Source organism: Pseudomonas sp. UBA6315 (assembly GCF_002438125.1).
In the GTDB taxonomy this organism is placed as follows: Bacteria; Pseudomonadota; Gammaproteobacteria; order Pseudomonadales; family Pseudomonadaceae; genus Aquipseudomonas; species Aquipseudomonas faucium.
On record NZ_DJTF01000054.1, the window covers coordinates 9,879 to 25,516 of the forward strand.

Here is a 15,638-nt window from a genome sequence, read left to right on the forward strand (position 1 = left end):
GGAATTCGAGAAGGGCCTTCTGCGCATGCAGCCGGTTTTCAGCCTGGTCCCAGGCGACCGAACGCGGGTCGTCGAGCAGGTCCTGGCTGATTTCCTCACCACGGTGGGCGGGCAGGCAATGCATGAACAGGGCATCGGGTGCCGCCAGGTCGAGCATTTCGCGGGTGACCTGGTAAGGCGCGAAGTGCGCCAGGCGCCGTGCAGTTTCCTCCTCCTGACCCATGGAAGTCCAGACGTCGGTGGTCACCAGGTGGGCGCCACGCACCGCTTCCTGCGGGTCGCGGATGATCTGCACGCGGTCACCGCCCAGGGCCATGAAGCGTGGGTCCGGCTCGTAGCCTTGCGGGCAGGCGATGCGCAGCTGGAAGTCGAACTGCCGGGCAGCCTCGATGTACGAGTTGCACATGTTGAAGCCATCACCGATCCAGGCCACGGTCTTGCCCTGGATCGAGCCACGGTGCTCGAGGAAGGTCTGCATGTCGGCCAGCAGCTGGCAGGGGTGCGATTCGTCCGACAGGCCGTTGATCACCGGCACCCGCGAGTTGGCGGCGAATTCGGTGAGGGTGCTGTGGGCATGGGTACGGATCATCACCGCATCGAGCATGCTCGACAGCACGATGGCGCTGTCGCTGATCGGCTCGCCGCGGCCCAGCTGGGTGTCGCGCGGGGACAGGAAGATGGCCTGGCCGCCGAGCTGGATCATGCCGGCCTCGAACGACACGCGGGTACGGGTCGAGGATTTCTCGAAGATCATGCCCAGCACGCGGTTCTTCAGCGGTTCGAACAGCACGCCTCGCTTGCGCAGGTCCTTCAGCTCGATGCCGCGGCGGATCACCCCGAGCAATTCGTCGGTGGTGAAGTCCAGCAGGGAGAGAAAGTGCCTAGCGCTCATGATTGACTACCTTATCTGCAACGAAATGCAGGTCGACCGTATGGTTTTTTTTGACAACGGGAGTGACCTGCGGCGTAAGCCGCACGGGGCGGACGAAATAGGGAAAGGCGCAATACTATAATTAAATGTCGCCTGAAACCAAGAGGGGAAACAGCGGCTCTGTTGCAAAGGGTGTATTTACCCGTTGAGCCCGTGCTGTTTTTTATTTGCTACAGGGTTTGTACACGGCTTGCTGGCAATTTGGCAAATGGCTTTGCCCGGCGCTGGCGCGAATCGTCTGCCTGATGTCGCAGGATTCACGCCACGAAGCCGGCTGGAAGGGGGCCGGGGCGGGGCGCATAGTCACCCTTTGACAACAACAAGGCAGAGGCGGCCATGACCAAGACCCTGCATCACCGTGCCTGTCACCTGTGCGAAGCCATCTGCGGGCTGAACATCGAAATCAGCCATGAGCCTGATGGCGCTGCGCGCATCAGCTCGATCAAGGGCGACCCTGACGACCCGTTCAGCCGCGGCCATATCTGCCCCAAGGCCGTGGCATTGCAGGACATCCAGCACGACCCCGACCGCCTGCGCCAACCGCACAAGCGGGTCGGCGAGCAGTGGCAGGCCATTGGCTGGGACGAAGCCTTCGCCCTGGCCGCCGACAAGCTCTGGGCGATACAGCAGGCCCACGGGCGCAACGCCGTGGCGGTCTATCAAGGCAACCCCAGCGTGCACAACTACGGGTTGATGACCCATAGCAACTACTTTCTTGGCCTGCTCAAGACCCGCAACCGCTTCTCCGCCACCTCGGTGGACCAACTGCCCCAGCACCTGACCAGCCACCTGATGTACGGCCACGGCCTGCTGCTGCCGATCCCCGATATCGACCAGACCCAGTTCATGCTGATCCTCGGCGGCAACCCTTTGGCCTCCAACGGCAGCATCATGACCGTGCCGGACGTCGAAAAGCGCCTGAAGGCCCTGCGTGCCCGGGGCGGGCGCTTGGTGGTGGTAGACCCGCGGCGCAGCGAAACTGCCGCGATGGCCGACCAGCACCTGTTCGTGCGCCCCGGGGGCGATGCGGCCCTGCTCGGCGGCCTTTTGCACACCTTGTTCGACGAAGACCTGGCACGTGGCACGCACTTGCCGGTGAACGGCCTGCAGCAGGTGCGCGAGGCCATCGCACCGTTCGGTGCCGAGGCCATGAGCGCGCACTGCGGCATCGACGCGGCAGACATTCGCCAGCTGGCACGGGATTTCGCGGCGGCCGACAAGGGCGTGTGCTATGGGCGCATGGGGGTCTCGACCCAAGCCTTCGGCAGCGTCTGCCATTGGCTGGTGCAACTGATCAATTTGGTCACCGGCAACCTCGACCGCGAGGGTGGGGCGCTGTGCACCGAACCTGCCGTGGACCTGGTGGCGAGCACCTCAGGTGGGCATTTCAACGCCTGGCAAAGCCGCGTGTCGGGCTTGCCCGAATATGGCGGAGAGCTGCCTGTTGCGGCCCTGGCCGAAGAAATGCTCACCCCTGGCGAGGGCCAGGTTCGCGCACTGGTGACCGTGGCTGGCAACCCGGTGCTGTCGACCCCCAATGGCCGGCAACTGGACCGCGCGCTGCAGGGCCTGGAGTTCATGCTCAGCATCGACCTCTACATCAACGAGAGCACGCGCCACGCCGACCTGATCCTGCCGTCCACCTCGGCATTGGAAAACGACCACTACGACAGCACCTTCAACCTGCTGGCGGTGCGCAATGTCACGCGCTTCAACCGAGCGATCCTGGCCAAGCCTGAGGGGGCGCTGCATGACTGGGAGATCTTCGTCGGCCTGGCACGGGCGTTTGCCGAGCGCGCCGAGATGGCGCTCAAACCCACTCTGGCGCCGGCACAGATGATCGACCATGCCCTGCGCAAGGGGCGCTACGGCGATACCTCTACCCTGAAACTCTCGCTGGAAACCCTGGCCCAACATCCGCACGGCTTGGATCTTGGCCCGCTGCGGGCCAACCTCGCGGAGCGCCTGGGCACTGCCAGCAAGGCCGTCGAGGCAGCGCCCCAGGTGCTGCTGGACGACCTGCAGCGCCTTGCCCGCCAGGCGCCGCCGAGGGCTGGCGAGCTGCTGCTGATCGGCCGCCGCCACATCCGCAGCAACAACTCCTGGATGCACAACTTCCATCGTCTGGTCAAAGGCAAGCCGCGCCATCAGCTGTTGATGCACCCGCAGGACCTGCAGCAACGGCACTTGCAGGATGGCCAACAGGTGCGCATCCGTTCGCGCACCGGCTCCCTGGAAGTCGAGGTGCAGGCCAGCGAGGAGATGATGCCCGGTGTGGTCAGCCTGCCCCATGGCTTCGGCCATTCGCGCCTGGGCGTGCAGCTGGAGGTCGCCCAGGCGCAGCCTGGCGTGAGTGCCAACGACCTGACCGACGAGCGCCTGCGCGACCAGGTGTCCGGCAACGCGGCGCTCAATGGCGTGCCTGTGCAGGTGGAGGCCGCTTGAGCGATGGAGAGGCCGAGCACGCCGCTTGGGATTCCGTTACAATGCGTCACCGTCCGACGACTGCGTCGCAAAGTTCAGCCGAGGTGCTACATGGATATCATCGAAACGATCAAAGAGCAGATTGCCAACAACACCGTTCTGCTTTACATGAAAGGCTCGCCGAATGCCCCACAGTGTGGCTTTTCCGCGCGTGCCTCGCAGGCCGTGATGGGTTGTGGCGAGAAGTTCGCCTACGTCGACATCCTGCAGAACCCGGAAATCCGCGCCAACCTGCCCAAGTACGCCAACTGGCCAACCTTCCCGCAGCTGTGGGTAGCGGGCGAGCTGGTCGGCGGCAGCGACATCATGCTGGAAATGTTCGAGAAGGGTGAGCTGCAGACCCTGATCAAGGAAGCGGCCGCCAAGGCCAAGGCTTCCGAAGCCTGAGCAACACACAGGCAATAAAAAACCCGCTCAAGGCGGGTTTTTTATTGCCTGCGAAAATTACTCTTCGCCCATCTGCGACTGCAGGTAGTTCTCGATGGTGATCTTGTCGATCAGGCTCAATTGGGTTTCCAGCCAGTCGATGTGCTCTTCCTCGGATTCGAGGATGTCTTCGAGCAGATCGCGCGAGCCGAAGTCGCCGACGGTTTCGCAATGGGCGATGGCGGCTTTGAGGTCGATCAGGCCTTTCTGTTCGATCTTAAGGTCACACTCGAGCATTTCCTTGGTGTGTTCGCCGATCAGCAGCTTGCCCAGGTCCTGGACGTTGGGGATGCCTTCGAGGAAGAGAATACGCTTGATCAGTTTGTCAGCGTGCTTCATCTCGTCGATCGATTCCTTGTACTCGTGCTTGCCGAGTTTGTTCAGGCCCCAATCTTCGTACATGCGGGCGTGCAGGAAGTACTGGTTGATCGCGACCAGCTCGTTTCCGAGGATCTTGTTGAGATGCTGGATGACGCTTACGTCGCCTTTCATTTCGGGTTCCTGCCCTGATAAGTGTGTCAATACAGGGAAGTTTGAGCCCGATACTTAGGTGTGTCAAACCTAAGTTCTTGAATAATAAGTGAAAATTAATAGGAATAAGAATGTTTGTGAACCGCGTTGGAACGCTAACTTATTGAATTATGGGCATAAAAAAACCGGACACGAGGTCCGGTTCTTCAAATTCTGTGAAATCAAGCGGCGGTAAATTCCACCGGGTAGGGCAGGGCGGCTTGCTGGCTTACCTGCAGCTCGGTGATGGTTTCGCGGACCACTTGCTTGGCCAGGCAGGCGCATTTGCCACATTGGCTGGCGACGTTGGTCGCAGCGCGGACTTCCTTGTAACTGCAGCATCCTTCATAGATCGCATCGCGGATCTGTCCGTCGGTAACGCCGACACAAAGACACACATACATAAGGGCTGACCATCGCGGGTTGAGTCGATGGGTTGGAGCTTAATGTTAATGAGAATGCTTGTCAAAGGACTTTCTGAAAGGGCCGCGCTTGAGCGACCGGCGGTTGGATTCGGCCTGTCATCAGAAGCCGTGTATGATGGTCGGCCTTTGTTGGATGTCGGGCAAGCCTGCCTTGGCCCGGCAAACGGTTCTTCACCCTCATCAGGAGATTACAATGAGCGTACTCGTTGGCAAACAAGCCCCCGACTTCACCGTTCCAGCTGTGCTGGGCAACGGCGAGATCGTCGACAGCTTCAACCTGGCCTCGGCCATCAAGGGCAAGTACGGCCTGGTGTTCTTCTACCCACTGGACTTCACCTTCGTCTGCCCGTCCGAGCTGATCGCCCTGGACAACCGCATTCCTGACTTCCAGGCGCGCAACGTGGAAGTGATCGGCGTGTCGATCGACTCGCACTTCACCCACAACGCCTGGCGTAACACCCCGGTCAACAACGGCGGCATCGGCCAGGTCAAGTACACCCTGGCGGCCGACATGACCCACGAAATCTGCAAGGCCTACGACGTCGAGTCCGAAGGCGGCGTGGCCTTCCGTGGCGCCTTCCTGATCGACACCAACGGTGTCGTGCGTTCGCAGATCGTCAACGACCTGCCACTGGGCCGCAACATGGACGAGCTGCTGCGTCTGGTCGACGCCCTGCAATTCCACGAAGAGCACGGCGAAGTCTGCCCGGCCAACTGGAAGAAAGGCGACAAGGGCATGAACGCTTCGCCAGAAGGCGTTGCTGCCTACCTGAGCGAGAACGCTGGCAAGCTGTAATTGCTGCGTGCATGAAAAAACCGGCCCTGGTGGCCGGTTTTTTTATGCTTGGCATTCAACGCTTGCAGTGCCTGTTCTGGCTCCATCGCCGGCAAGCCGGCTCCCACAGGGGTCACCATAGGCTGGTGATTGTGGGAGCCGGCTTGCCGGCGATGGGGGCCCGACTCAGTCGTTGAAGTCGCGCCAGCCGCCCATTTCCTTCCAGCGGTTGACGATGCCGCAGAACAGCTCGGCGGTCTTCTCGGTGTCATACCGCGCCGAGTGCGCCTCGCGCCCGTCGAAGTCGATGTCGGCGCTCTGGCAGGCCCGCGCCAGTACGGTCTGGCCGTAGGCCAGGCCCGCGAGGGTAGCGGTATCGAAGCTCGAGAACGGGTGGAACGGGTTGCGTTTCAGGTCGTTGCGCGCCACGGCGGCATTGAGGAAACCCAGGTCGAAGCTGCTGTTGTGGCCGACCAGAATCGCCCGCTTGCAGCCATTGGCCTTGAGCGCCTTGCGCACGCCACGGAAGATGTCGGTGAGCGCGCTTTCTTCGCTCACTGCCATGCGCAGCGGGTGGTCCAGCTTGATGCCGGTGAACTCCAGGGCAGCAGGCTCGATGTTGGCGCCCTCGAACGGCTCTACCCGGAAGAAGTAGGTGTGCTCGGGGAACAGGAAGCCTTTCTCGTCCATGCCGATGGTCACGGCGGCGATTTCCAGCAGGGCGTCGGTGGCGCTGTTGAAGCCGCCGGTCTCGACATCCACCACCACTGGCAGGTAGCCACGGAAGCGCTCGGCCATCGGGTGGCGCGAGCCGCCGCCGGCCTGGCCGTCCTGGTCGTCTTCGTAGAGGTCTTCGCTCACGCGTTGCCCTCCAGCAGGCGCCAGCGCAGCTTCTCACCGGCGCGCAGCGGGATCACGGTCTGCTCGCCGAAGGGCAGGCTGTCCGGGGCGGTCCACTCTTCGCGGACCAGGGTGATGCTGTCGGTGTTTGCCGGCAGGCCATAGAAGGCCGGGCCATGCAGGCTGGCGAAACCTTCCAGTTTGTCCAGGGCGTTGCGCTCCTCGAAGGCCTCGGCGTACATCTCGATCGCCGCGTAGGCGGTGTAGCAGCCGGCACAACCGCAGGCCGCTTCCTTGGCATGGCGGGCGTGGGGCGCCGAGTCGGTACCGAGGAAGAACTTCGGGTTGCCGCTGGTGGCCGCGTCCAGCAGCGCCACCTGGTGGGTGTTGCGCTTGAGGATCGGCAGGCAATAGAAGTGCGGGCGAATGCCACCGACCAGCATGTGGTTGCGGTTGTACAGCAGGTGCTGGGCGGTGATGGTCGCGCCGACGTTGGCCGGCGCTTCGCTGACGAACTGCGCGGCATCGGCGGTGGTGATGTGCTCGAACACCACTTTCAGGGTCGGGAAGCGCTCGACCAGGCGGCGCATGTGCTCATCGATGAAGCGCTTTTCGCGGTCGAACACGTCGATCTCGCTGCGCGTCACTTCACCGTGCACCAGCAATGGCATGCCGACTTCTGCCAGTGCCTCGATGGCCGGGAAGATGTTGTCGATGCTGGTCACGCCCGAATCGGAGTTGGTGGTCGCGCCGGCCGGGTACAGCTTGGCGGCGTACACGATGCCGCTGGCCTTGGCCGCGCGGATGTCCTCGGGGCTGGTGCGGTCGGTGAGGTACAGCACCATCAGCGGCTCGAAACGGCTGCCGGCCGGGCGGGCGGCGAGGATGCGCTCGCGGTAGGCACTGGCTTCGACGGCATTGCGCACCGGCGGAACCAGGTTGGGCATGATGATGGCACGGGCGAAGGTACGCGCCACATCGCCAACGGTATGGGGCAGGACGGCACCATCGCGCAGATGGATGTGCCAGTCGTCGGGACGCAGGAGGGTCAGGCGATCGGACATTGGGGATTCCAGGCGGGTCGAACTCAAGCGCCAATGCTACCGGAAATCCCTGGGCTGAGCACGGCTATCAAGTTTTCCGATCGGCGTCCGATAGCCTCCAGGTAAGCCGTCAGAAATAGTGGAGCCGCCTGTGCGCCAGCGTTACCTAGCCCTGTTGACCCTGTTCGCCAGCCTGCCGGCCGGTGCACTGACTTTCCAGACCCGCATGGAGAACATTGCCTGGAAGGTCGAGGGTGACCAGTTCGAATGCCGCCTGATTCAGCCGATCGACGGCTTTGGCAGTGGCGAGTTCGTGCGCAGGGCGGGTGAGCAGCCGGTGTTCCAGCTTCGCTCCAGCAGCAATGTGCTCGGCGCCGGTTCGGCCACCTTGCTGGCAGCGGCCGCGCCCTGGCAGCCAGGGCGTGGCGACATCAACCTCGGCGCCGTGCGCATGGCCCGCAACGGTGTGCTGTTCACCACCTCCCAGGGCCAGGCCAGCCGCCTGATCAATGGCCTGCTCGATGGCCGCAGCACCGTGGTGCGCAGTTACGCCAGCGAAGGCGGGCGGCCGATGGAAGTGCGGGTGCTGCCGGTGAGCTTTGCCAAGGCCTACAGCGATTACCAGGTCTGTGCCGGCAAGATGCTGGCGATGAACTACGACCAGGTGCGCCAGACCCAGATCGGCTTCCCGGGGGCAGGTATCGACCTGGATGCCGCGGCCCGGGCGCGCCTGGACCTGGTCGTCGAGTACCTGAAGGCAGACCCGACGGTCAACCACATCGAACTCAACGGCCACTCCGACAACAGCGGCAACCGCCTGACCAACCGCGATACCTCGCGCCGCCGCGCGCTGGCAGTTGCCGATTACCTGGTGGCCCATGGCATCGCCGAAGACCAGATCACCGTGCGCTTCCATGGCGAGCGCTACCCGTTGGTGAAAAACAACAGCGCCGCCAACCGCGCCCGCAACCGCCGCGTGAACATCGAGCTGGACCGCGTCACGCCGGTCGAAAAACCGGCCCAGCAGCCGGCCCAGCAGCCCGTTCCCGCGCCTGCTGCAGCGCCGGCGGCAGCGCCTGCCACCAGCGCCCCTGGCAACGCCCCTGCCACGCCTGCTGCCAAAGCATCCTGAGCGTGCGACAGGGCGTCGCGCCCACGACAGTTCCTGTCGCTTTGTCGTCAGAAGCTGTCGCCCCACTGTAAATTTATCCGTAACGCCGGTAGAATCGGGCCTTTTCCGTACAACCCCGTGGAGTGATGGCATGGCGGACGTAAAAAAGGTCGTACTGGCGTATTCCGGCGGCCTTGATACTTCGGTGATTCTCAAGTGGCTGCAGGATACCTATGACTGCGAAGTGGTGACTTTCACCGCTGACCTGGGTCAGGGCGAAGAAGTCGAGCCGGCTCGCGCCAAAGCCCAGGCTATGGGCGTCAAAGAGATCTACATCGACGACCTGCGCGAAGAATTCGTGCGTGATTTCGTCTTCCCGATGTTCCGCGCCAACACTGTTTACGAAGGCGAGTACCTGCTGGGTACGTCCATCGCCCGTCCGCTGATCGCCAAGCGCCTGATCGAGATCGCCAACGAAACCGGCGCTGACGCCATTTCCCACGGCGCTACCGGCAAAGGTAACGACCAGGTGCGTTTCGAGCTGGGTGCCTACGCACTCAAGCCAGGCGTCAAGGTCATCGCGCCATGGCGTGAGTGGGACCTGCTGTCCCGCGAGAAGCTGATGGACTACGCCGAGAAGCACGGCATTCCGATCGAGCGCCATGGCAAGAAGAAGTCGCCATACTCGATGGACGCCAACCTGCTGCACATCTCCTACGAAGGCGGTGTCCTGGAAGATACCTGGACCGAGCACGAGGAAGACATGTGGCGCTGGAGCGTCTCGCCGGAAAATGCTCCGGACCAGGCTACCTACATCGAGCTTACCTACCGCAACGGTGACATCGTCGCCATCGACGGTGTCGAGAAGTCCCCAGCCACCGTGCTGGCCGACCTGAACCGCATTGGCGGGGCCAACGGCATCGGTCGCCTGGACATCGTCGAAAACCGCTACGTGGGCATGAAGTCGCGCGGTTGCTACGAAACCCCTGGCGGCACCATCATGCTCAAGGCTCACCGTGCCATCGAGTCGATCACCCTGGACCGCGAAGTCGCTCACCTGAAAGATGAGCTGATGCCCAAGTACGCCAGCCTGATCTACACCGGCTACTGGTGGAGCCCGGAGCGTCTGATGCTGCAGAAGATGATCGACGCTTCGCAGGTCAACGTGAATGGCGTAGTGCGCCTGAAGCTGTACAAGGGCAACGTGACCGTGGTCGGCCGCAAGTCGGACGACTCGCTGTTCGATGCCAACATCGCGACCTTCGAGGAAGATGGCGGCGCCTACAACCAGGCCGATGCCGCTGGCTTCATCAAGCTCAACGCGCTGCGCATGCGCATTGCAGCCAACAAAGGCCGCGGCATGCTCTAACTTCAAGTTAGGCAGCGCGCATGAAGAACCCCGACACCTGTCGGGGTTTTTTTTATGCGTCTATTTCATGAACGGTGTTGTGTTCTCTGGCAGCTCGCTCACGCAAAGGCGAACGCATTGTTGTTTATCCAGATCGCAGAAAACCCAAGTGCGGCCCAACGTCTGAGGTTGAGCCAGGGTGTGGAGTATGTGTTGGGTAATCATCGATTGTGCACTTGGGCCAGACAGCATGATGGTAATAGGCTCCGTCTCGCTGCAAGTGAGAGGTTTGCCATTGTTTGCCGAGGTGCTTGCGGCGTTCACGGTCCCGGGGCTGGAAACTTCGGGTTTGTAGAGTGATTTGTAGTTGAAGTTGAGCGTTAGAAAAAACAGTGCGGTCAGAAAAAACGGAAAACCCACCAGGAACCAGGTGTACAGATTCTGGCTCTCATCGCTCAAGAAGGGGAGTGTCGCCAACGCCGAGGATTCGATGATCCCGGCGAAGATGGCGATGATGGTCAATGGGGCTGCGGGCTGGCTTGTCATCGTGCGCCTCCTGCGCTTTTGCCCATCTATAGCCGAGTATGTCCTGCAAGCGAATGCTGGACTGTTTCCGAGCCATGAAGTAATCCCGCATTTTTCGAACGTTTTTCAGGGAAGATGAAAATTCCTACTTGTAGGAAAATTCCTAAAGCGACGTAAGGCTCATCTATTCATGTATTTGCTCTGGTGTTTGGCGCGCCATTGAACGTGCGGCTCGGTTAAGGTGAGCCGTCTCAAAGAAAATAATGAATGAATGGATATCGCATGAATAAAGTCCTAATCGTGGATGACCACCCGGTCATACGCCTGGCAGTGCGCATGCTGATGGAGCGGCATGGCTACGATGTGGTCGCGGAAACCGACAACGGAGTGGCAGCCTTGCAGCTTACGCGGGAATACCTCCCCGATATCGTGGTGCTGGATATCGGTATTCCCAAACTTGACGGGTTGGAGGTAATTGCCCGTCTGTCATCCGCCAGCCCCGGAAGTCGTGTGCTGGTATTGACCTCGCAGGCGCCTGGGCACTTCTCCATGCGTTGCATGCAGGCGGGCGCATCTGGTTACGTGTGCAAGCAGCAGGAGCTCACGGAGTTGCTGAGCGCGATCAAGGCGGTGCTGTCTGGTTACAGTTACTTCCCCAACCAGGCCTTGCACAAGTCGCGAGGGCGGGTAGGGGCGGTGAGTGAGATGGAGATGGTCGATCGCCTGTCGGCAAGGGAAATGATGGTGTTGCAGCAATTGGCACGCGGCAGGTCGAACAAGGAAATTGCCGAGAGCATGTACCTCAGCAACAAGACGGTCAGTACCTACAAGACCCGCTTGCTGCTGAAGCTCAACGCCCACTCGCTGGTAGACCTGATCGAGCTGGCACGGCGGCACGGCCTTTCGTGAGGCCACAATGCAGAAAGCCTCCGCATGGAGGCTTTCTGTCTGGACTACAAGTCGTAGTCGAAATCGGCGAGTTGCCGCTTCAGGCGGCGTTCTTCCAGCAGGTTGTCAATGGTCCGGCGCTTGCTCAGGTTGGTCTTTGCGGGTTCCACCTGCGGCTCCGCTTCGTCGTCAGCGGTGGCAAAGTCATCTTCGATCGACAGGTCGTCTTTATCGGTACTCATGGGTCGCTCCAAGCCAATGGGCCATTGGCCGTCCTTATAACCAGAAAGCGAAGCCTGGTAAAAAAGATTTTTTCAATCGAAACCCATGCCTTTTCGCTATCGAATCAATCGTCCGACGTCTTCTGCTTGTACTCGCACAAATCTTCGATACGGCAACTGCCGCAGCGGGGCTTGCGTGCCTGGCACACATAGCGCCCGTGCAGGATCAGCCAATGGTGCGCATCGAGCAGGTAGTCCTTGGGCACGAACTTCACCAGCTTCTTTTCCACCTCGAGTACGGTCTTGCCTGGCGCGATGCCGGTGCGATTGCTGACCCTGAAGATGTGTGTGTCCACCGCCATGGTCGGCTGGCGGAAGGCCGTGTTGAGGACCACGTTGGCAGTCTTGCGCCCTACACCTGGAAGGGCCTCGAGCGCTTCACGGGTTTGCGGCACCTCACCGCCATGGCGTTCGATCAGCAGGCGGCAGGCTTCGATGACATTCTTGGCCTTGCTGTTGTAGAGGCCGATGGTCTTGATGTATTGGCTCAAGCCTTCGACGCCCAGCGCGTAGATGGCTTGCGGGGTATTGGCGACCGGGAACAGGCGGGCGGTGGCCTTGTTGACCCCGACGTCGGTGGATTGTGCCGAAAGGGTCACGGCGACCAGCAATTCGAAGGGCGTGGTGTAGGCCAGTTCTGTCTTCGGGTCGGGATTGTCTTCGTGCAGCCTGCGAAAGATCTCCAGGCGTTTGGCAGCATTCATGGGGTCAACGGGTTCCTTGACGACGAGAGGGGGCGTGGCCCAGACGCAGGCGATTGTACAAGGCCAACAGGCTGCCGAGCAGTAGCAGTGCGCCGAAGGCGAGGCTGGCCCCATGCCAGCCCAGGCCTTGTTCGAGCCATTGACGGCTGGCACCGAGCAGCAGGTAGAGCAGCAGCAGGCCCGCCAATTGCGTGAGCAATTGCCGCCAGCGCCCGGCGGCTGGCAGCAGCCCATCTGCAAGCAGGCATTGCAGGCAGAGCAGCGCCGGGAAGTGACCGAGTGCCAAGGCCTGCGGCAATGCCCAGGCGCGCAGCGCCAGTTGCAGGCAACTGACCAGGGCTGCAATCAGCAATAGGCTGGCCAGCCAGTACATTGCACCGCTGAGCCTGGTGCGCAAAGGCGCCAGCAGCGCCTGGTGCAGGATGCTCACCAGCAGCATGCCGGTACCCAGGGTAGCGGCTAGGATGAACGTGCCGGTTGCGCCAAGCAGCGGCGCCAGGCCGGCCACCAGCAGGCAATACCTATTCATGGGCAGGGCTTCCCAGCAACAGCGTGCGATGCTGGTCAAAATAGACCAGCGCCTCCTGCTGCGCAGTGATCACGGCACGCGAGGTAACCGTCGCCCCGGCCAGCTGATCGAAGTCACCCTGATCGCGCTTGAGCGCCCAGTGGTCATCCAGACCACGGTTGGCGAATTGCCCCAACCAGTTCACCTGTGTATCGCTGATGCGGCCTCCCAGCCCAGGGCTTTCCTGGTGTTCGATCACTTGCGTGCCAATCAGGCGCCCATCGGCGCTGATGGCGATGACCAGCCGGATTGGCCCGCCATAGCCTTGCACCTGGCTCAGCAGAACCACCGCTGTTGGCACTGCGCCCAGCGTAGCGCGGTAGGCGGCGCTGATATGGCTGTGCGCGGGCTGCTCGCCTGGAAGTGGCAGCGGCTGGCTCAGAGGGTGGTTGTCATAACGTTGTTCAGGCAATACGGCGAGAAACTGCTGCGCGTGCAACTGCTGTTCGGCTTCGAGGATGGGCGCGCGGGTCCATTGGCGCCATGCCAGTGTGGCCGTCACCGTGATCCCGGCCACCACCAGCAGCAAGGCAGCGCCAAGCATGCGCCGGTTCATGGCGCCGCCTGCTGGCGCCGCAAGGCAAGCCGGTCGAGGGCCGGAACCATCAAATTCATCAGCAAGATGGCGAACGCCGTGCCATCCGGGTAGTTGCCCCAGGTGCGGATCAGGTAGATCAGCACCCCGGCGCCAAACCCGAACAGCAGCCTGGCCAGGCCGGCCTTCGGCCCGGACACCGGTTCCGTGGCAATGAAAAAGGCCGCCAGCATGGTCGAGCCGGAGAACAGGTGCAGCAAAGGCGAGCCATTGGAATCCGAGCCGGAGCCATTCCAGGCCAGCAGGCTGAACAGCACCAGCCCGCCCAGCAGGCCCACCGGTGCGTGCCAGCTGTACACCTTGCGCTGCAACAGAAACATCCCGCCGAGCAGCAAAGCCAGGTTAATCCACTCGCCGCCCCGGGCGCCGATGCTGCCGAAGCCCGGGTGGCTGGCGAACAGTTCATCGACGGTCAGGCTGCGGTTGTGGCGCAGGCCATCGAGAATGGTCGGGCTGGCCCAGGCGTCGATCTGCTCGCCACCGCCAAACACCAGGTGCAAGCTGTCGACGAACCCGGGTGGTTGCCCGGGCCAATGGTTCATCTGCAGCGGAAAACTCAGCAGGACGAACGCATAGCCCAGCATCGCCGGGTTGAACAAATTGCGGCCCACCCCGCCGAATGCCTGCTTGCCCAGGCCGATGGCGATGGCCGCCGCCGTCATTGGCAGCCACCAGGGCGCTTGAGTGGGCAGGGCAATGGCCAGCAGCACCGCAGTCACCAAGGCACTGCCGTCGTTCAAGTTGGCGGCCAGCGGCTGGCCGCGCAGGGCCAGCAGGGCGGCTTCGCAGCACAGTGCGCTGGCGGCGCATAGGGCGAGGCTCAGCAGTAGCCCCCAGCCTTGCAGCCAGAACGCTGCCAGCAACCCAGGGATGCAGGCCAGCAGCACCAGGCCCATGGCAGTGCGCAAGCGCGGGTCAGGTGCGGCGATGCTCGATCCGCTCATTGTGCGAATAACCCGTTGAGCCCCGAGAACGCCATGGCCATCACGCCGGCACCGAGCAGGGTGATGGGCAAGCCGCGCAATGCTGTCGGAATCTCGGCATGTTCGCTGCGTTGCAGCAGGTCGTCGAACAGTGCCAGGGCCAGCCAGAAACCAAGCCCGGCCACCACGCTGCAGCCCAGCGTTGCAAGCCACCCGGGTTGTTCGGCCATGCCCTGCAGGGCCAGGCCAAGCGCTGTGGCATTGCCCAGCAAAGGCAGCATGAGCCCGGCGCTAGGCCACTGCGGGCGTAACCTTGCCAGCGCTTGCGTTACGCCCCACGCCAACAGCCCCAGCCAGGGCAGGAGCAGGAACAGGCGCAGGTCTTCGAGCTGCCAAGGCGCGATCACCCAGTGCTCCAGCAGCTGGCCGCCGCAGATGCCCAGGGCGATGGTCAGCGCGCACGCCAAGCCGCACACATGCACCCGCAGGCGTGACAAGGGCTGTTGTTGCAGGAAGAGGTGGCTGACCAGCGCAGCGCTGACCAGAACCAGGACATGATCGTTCATGTAGATGAAGATAGCCGCGTTTCGCCTGCGCGTGCGGCCCTGCAGGAGGGATAAGAATGCCCCGGCACGAAGGCCGGGGCAGGGGGCGTTACTTGATGCGCTGGCCTGGCTTGGCACCGCTGTCAGGGCTGAGCAGGTAGATCTCTTCGCCGCCTGGGCCGGCGGCCATGACCATGCCCTCGGACACGCCAAAGCGCATTTTGCGTGGCTTGAGGTTGGCCACCATCATGGTCAGCCGGCCTTCGAGCTTGGAAGGGTCCGGGTAGGCCGACTTGATGCCGGAGAACACGTTGCGACGCTCGTCGCCGATGTCCAGGGTCAGTTGCAGCAGCTTGTCGGCGCCGGGCACCGCTTCGGCCTTGACGATCAGCGCCACGCGCAGGTCGACGGCAGCGAAGGTGTCGAACTCGATTTCCGCCGACAGCGGGTCTTTGGCCAGTTCGCCGTTGCCGGCCGGGGCCTTGGCTTCGGCGGCCAGCAGGTCTTCCTTGCTGGCGGCGACCATGGCTTCGACCTTGGCCGGCTCGATGCGGCTCATCAGCGCCTTGAACGGGTTGAGCTGGTGGTTTTCCAGGCGCGACTGGTGGTCGTTCCAGGTCAGCGGCGCGACGTTGAGGAAGGCCTCGGCGTCGGCAGCCAGCACCGGCAATACCGGCTTGAGGAAGATCACCAGCTGGCGGAACAGGTTGACGCCC

19 protein-coding genes are annotated in these 15,638 nt (G+C 62.4%); 6 read left to right on the forward strand and 13 right to left on the reverse strand.

Annotated elements, in window-relative coordinates; all coding sequences use genetic code 11:
- Window positions 1-892 (reverse strand): ornithine carbamoyltransferase (argF, locus tag B3E94_RS06465; RefSeq protein WP_286912781.1); only part of this gene is annotated, 892 nt, incomplete at its 3' end.
- A gap of 375 nt (window positions 893-1,267) precedes the next feature.
- Between argF and B3E94_RS06470 the strand changes: the two genes are divergently transcribed.
- Entirely contained in the window at window positions 1,268-3,376 is a 2,109-nt protein-coding gene (locus B3E94_RS06470; protein WP_286912783.1) for a molybdopterin oxidoreductase family protein, read from the forward strand.
- Between the two features lie 90 nt (window positions 3,377-3,466).
- Window positions 3,467-3,802, forward strand: coding sequence for a Grx4 family monothiol glutaredoxin (grxD, locus tag B3E94_RS06475; protein WP_027918973.1), 336 nt, complete (start codon window positions 3,467-3,469; stop codon window positions 3,800-3,802).
- Window positions 3,803-3,859: 57 nt separating this feature from the next.
- On the opposite strand, the gene bfr is transcribed toward grxD, so the two are convergent.
- Together bfr and B3E94_RS06485 are read right to left on the reverse strand one after the other, a co-directional pair.
- The gene (gene bfr / locus B3E94_RS06480; protein ID WP_054899445.1) at window positions 3,860-4,333 is read right to left on the reverse strand and encodes a bacterioferritin; all 474 of its coding nucleotides are present in this window, start codon (window positions 4,331-4,333) and stop codon (window positions 3,860-3,862) included.
- Between the two features lie 200 nt (window positions 4,334-4,533).
- The gene (locus B3E94_RS06485; protein WP_008099571.1) at window positions 4,534-4,755 is read right to left on the reverse strand and encodes a bacterioferritin-associated ferredoxin; all 222 of its coding nucleotides are present in this window, start codon (window positions 4,753-4,755) and stop codon (window positions 4,534-4,536) included.
- A gap of 214 nt (window positions 4,756-4,969) precedes the next feature.
- On the opposite strand from B3E94_RS06485, the gene B3E94_RS06490 reads away from it, so the two are divergent.
- Window positions 4,970-5,572 carry a peroxiredoxin gene (locus tag B3E94_RS06490; protein ID WP_023629028.1) on the forward strand — a complete coding sequence of 201 codons (603 nt, stop codon included), beginning with the start codon at window positions 4,970-4,972 and terminating at the stop codon, window positions 5,570-5,572.
- Between the two features lie 165 nt (window positions 5,573-5,737).
- On the opposite strand, the gene rnt is transcribed toward B3E94_RS06490, so the two are convergent.
- Both rnt and pyrC read right to left on the reverse strand, forming a co-directional pair.
- Complete coding sequence (gene rnt, locus B3E94_RS06495) at window positions 5,738-6,349, reverse strand: ribonuclease T (protein WP_236409926.1); 612 nt, start codon at window positions 6,347-6,349, stop codon at window positions 5,738-5,740.
- A gap of 59 nt (window positions 6,350-6,408) precedes the next feature.
- Entirely contained in the window at window positions 6,409-7,455 is a 1,047-nt protein-coding gene (gene pyrC / locus B3E94_RS06500) for a dihydroorotase (RefSeq protein WP_286912784.1), read from the reverse strand.
- A 130-nt stretch (window positions 7,456-7,585) separates the two neighbouring features.
- Here pyrC and B3E94_RS06505 point away from each other — a divergent pair, with 130 nt between their 5' ends.
- Window positions 7,586-8,566, forward strand: a complete 981-nt coding sequence (locus B3E94_RS06505; RefSeq protein WP_176511065.1) for a flagellar protein MotY — start codon at window positions 7,586-7,588, stop codon at window positions 8,564-8,566.
- Window positions 8,567-8,696: 130 nt separating this feature from the next.
- Window positions 8,697-9,914 (forward strand): argininosuccinate synthase, encoded by a 1,218-nt coding sequence (locus B3E94_RS06510; protein ID WP_176511066.1) that lies wholly within the window; start codon window positions 8,697-8,699, stop codon window positions 9,912-9,914.
- 60 nt (window positions 9,915-9,974) lie between these two features.
- On the opposite strand, the gene B3E94_RS06515 is transcribed toward B3E94_RS06510, so the two are convergent.
- Entirely contained in the window at window positions 9,975-10,439 is a 465-nt protein-coding gene (locus B3E94_RS06515; protein WP_286912785.1) for a hypothetical protein, read from the reverse strand.
- A gap of 261 nt (window positions 10,440-10,700) precedes the next feature.
- Between B3E94_RS06515 and B3E94_RS06520 the strand changes: the two genes are divergently transcribed.
- A complete protein-coding gene (locus B3E94_RS06520) occupies window positions 10,701-11,327 on the forward strand; it encodes a response regulator transcription factor (RefSeq protein ID WP_176511068.1) in 627 nt (208 codons plus the stop codon).
- Window positions 11,328-11,371: 44 nt separating this feature from the next.
- Here B3E94_RS06520 and B3E94_RS06525 read toward each other — a convergent pair whose 3' ends face one another.
- The 7 genes from B3E94_RS06525 to metG form a co-directional block, all read right to left on the reverse strand.
- A complete protein-coding gene (locus tag B3E94_RS06525; RefSeq protein ID WP_176511069.1) occupies window positions 11,372-11,548 on the reverse strand; it encodes a PA3496 family putative envelope integrity protein in 177 nt (58 codons plus the stop codon).
- A gap of 104 nt (window positions 11,549-11,652) precedes the next feature.
- Window positions 11,653-12,291 (reverse strand): endonuclease III, encoded by a 639-nt coding sequence (nth, locus tag B3E94_RS06530; RefSeq protein WP_176511070.1) that lies wholly within the window; start codon window positions 12,289-12,291, stop codon window positions 11,653-11,655.
- Window positions 12,292-12,295: 4 nt separating this feature from the next.
- Window positions 12,296-12,820, reverse strand: a complete 525-nt coding sequence (locus tag B3E94_RS06535; RefSeq protein WP_286912786.1) for an Rnf-Nqr domain containing protein — start codon at window positions 12,818-12,820, stop codon at window positions 12,296-12,298.
- The gene (locus tag B3E94_RS06540) at window positions 12,813-13,415 is read right to left on the reverse strand and encodes an RnfABCDGE type electron transport complex subunit G (RefSeq protein ID WP_286912787.1); all 603 of its coding nucleotides are present in this window, start codon (window positions 13,413-13,415) and stop codon (window positions 12,813-12,815) included. The genes B3E94_RS06535 and B3E94_RS06540 overlap by 8 nt, the downstream gene beginning before the upstream one ends.
- Complete coding sequence (locus B3E94_RS06545) at window positions 13,412-14,383, reverse strand: RnfABCDGE type electron transport complex subunit D (protein WP_286912790.1); 972 nt, start codon at window positions 14,381-14,383, stop codon at window positions 13,412-13,414. Before B3E94_RS06545 ends, B3E94_RS06540 begins: the two co-directional genes overlap by 4 nt.
- Window positions 14,384-14,394: 11 nt before the next feature.
- The gene (locus B3E94_RS06550) at window positions 14,395-14,943 is read right to left on the reverse strand and encodes an Rnf-Nqr domain containing protein (protein ID WP_176511073.1); all 549 of its coding nucleotides are present in this window, start codon (window positions 14,941-14,943) and stop codon (window positions 14,395-14,397) included.
- An 88-nt stretch (window positions 14,944-15,031) separates the two neighbouring features.
- The coding region (gene metG / locus B3E94_RS06555) for a methionine--tRNA ligase subunit beta (protein WP_286912788.1) at window positions 15,032-15,638 on the reverse strand (607 nt) is incomplete at its 5' end.

Bases quoted from the DNA above. Each gene is read 5' to 3' on its own strand.
- nth (WP_176511070.1), bottom strand. From the start codon at position 12,291: ATGAATGCTGCCAAACGCCTGGAGATCTTTCGCAGGCTGCACGAAGAC.
- B3E94_RS06540 (WP_286912787.1), bottom strand. From the start codon at position 13,415: ATGAACCGGCGCATGCTTGGCGCTGCCTTGCTGCTGGTGGTGGCCGGG.
- B3E94_RS06525 (WP_176511069.1), bottom strand. From the start codon at position 11,548: ATGAGTACCGATAAAGACGACCTGTCGATCGAAGATGACTTTGCCACC.
- bfr (WP_054899445.1), bottom strand. From the start codon at position 4,333: ATGAAAGGCGACGTAAGCGTCATCCAGCATCTCAACAAGATCCTCGGA.
- rnt (WP_236409926.1), bottom strand. From the start codon at position 6,349: ATGGCCGAGCGCTTCCGTGGCTACCTGCCAGTGGTGGTGGATGTCGAG.
- pyrC (WP_286912784.1), bottom strand. From the start codon at position 7,455: ATGTCCGATCGCCTGACCCTCCTGCGTCCCGACGACTGGCACATCCAT.
- B3E94_RS06490 (WP_023629028.1), top strand. From the start codon at position 4,970: ATGAGCGTACTCGTTGGCAAACAAGCCCCCGACTTCACCGTTCCAGCT.
- grxD (WP_027918973.1), top strand. From the start codon at position 3,467: ATGGATATCATCGAAACGATCAAAGAGCAGATTGCCAACAACACCGTT.
- B3E94_RS06520 (WP_176511068.1), top strand. From the start codon at position 10,701: ATGAATAAAGTCCTAATCGTGGATGACCACCCGGTCATACGCCTGGCA.
- B3E94_RS06515 (WP_286912785.1), bottom strand. From the start codon at position 10,439: ATGACAAGCCAGCCCGCAGCCCCATTGACCATCATCGCCATCTTCGCC.
- B3E94_RS06470 (WP_286912783.1), top strand. From the start codon at position 1,268: ATGACCAAGACCCTGCATCACCGTGCCTGTCACCTGTGCGAAGCCATC.
- B3E94_RS06510 (WP_176511066.1), top strand. From the start codon at position 8,697: ATGGCGGACGTAAAAAAGGTCGTACTGGCGTATTCCGGCGGCCTTGAT.
- B3E94_RS06535 (WP_286912786.1), bottom strand. From the start codon at position 12,820: ATGAATAGGTATTGCCTGCTGGTGGCCGGCCTGGCGCCGCTGCTTGGC.
- B3E94_RS06485 (WP_008099571.1), bottom strand. From the start codon at position 4,755: ATGTATGTGTGTCTTTGTGTCGGCGTTACCGACGGACAGATCCGCGAT.
- B3E94_RS06550 (WP_176511073.1), bottom strand. From the start codon at position 14,943: ATGAACGATCATGTCCTGGTTCTGGTCAGCGCTGCGCTGGTCAGCCAC.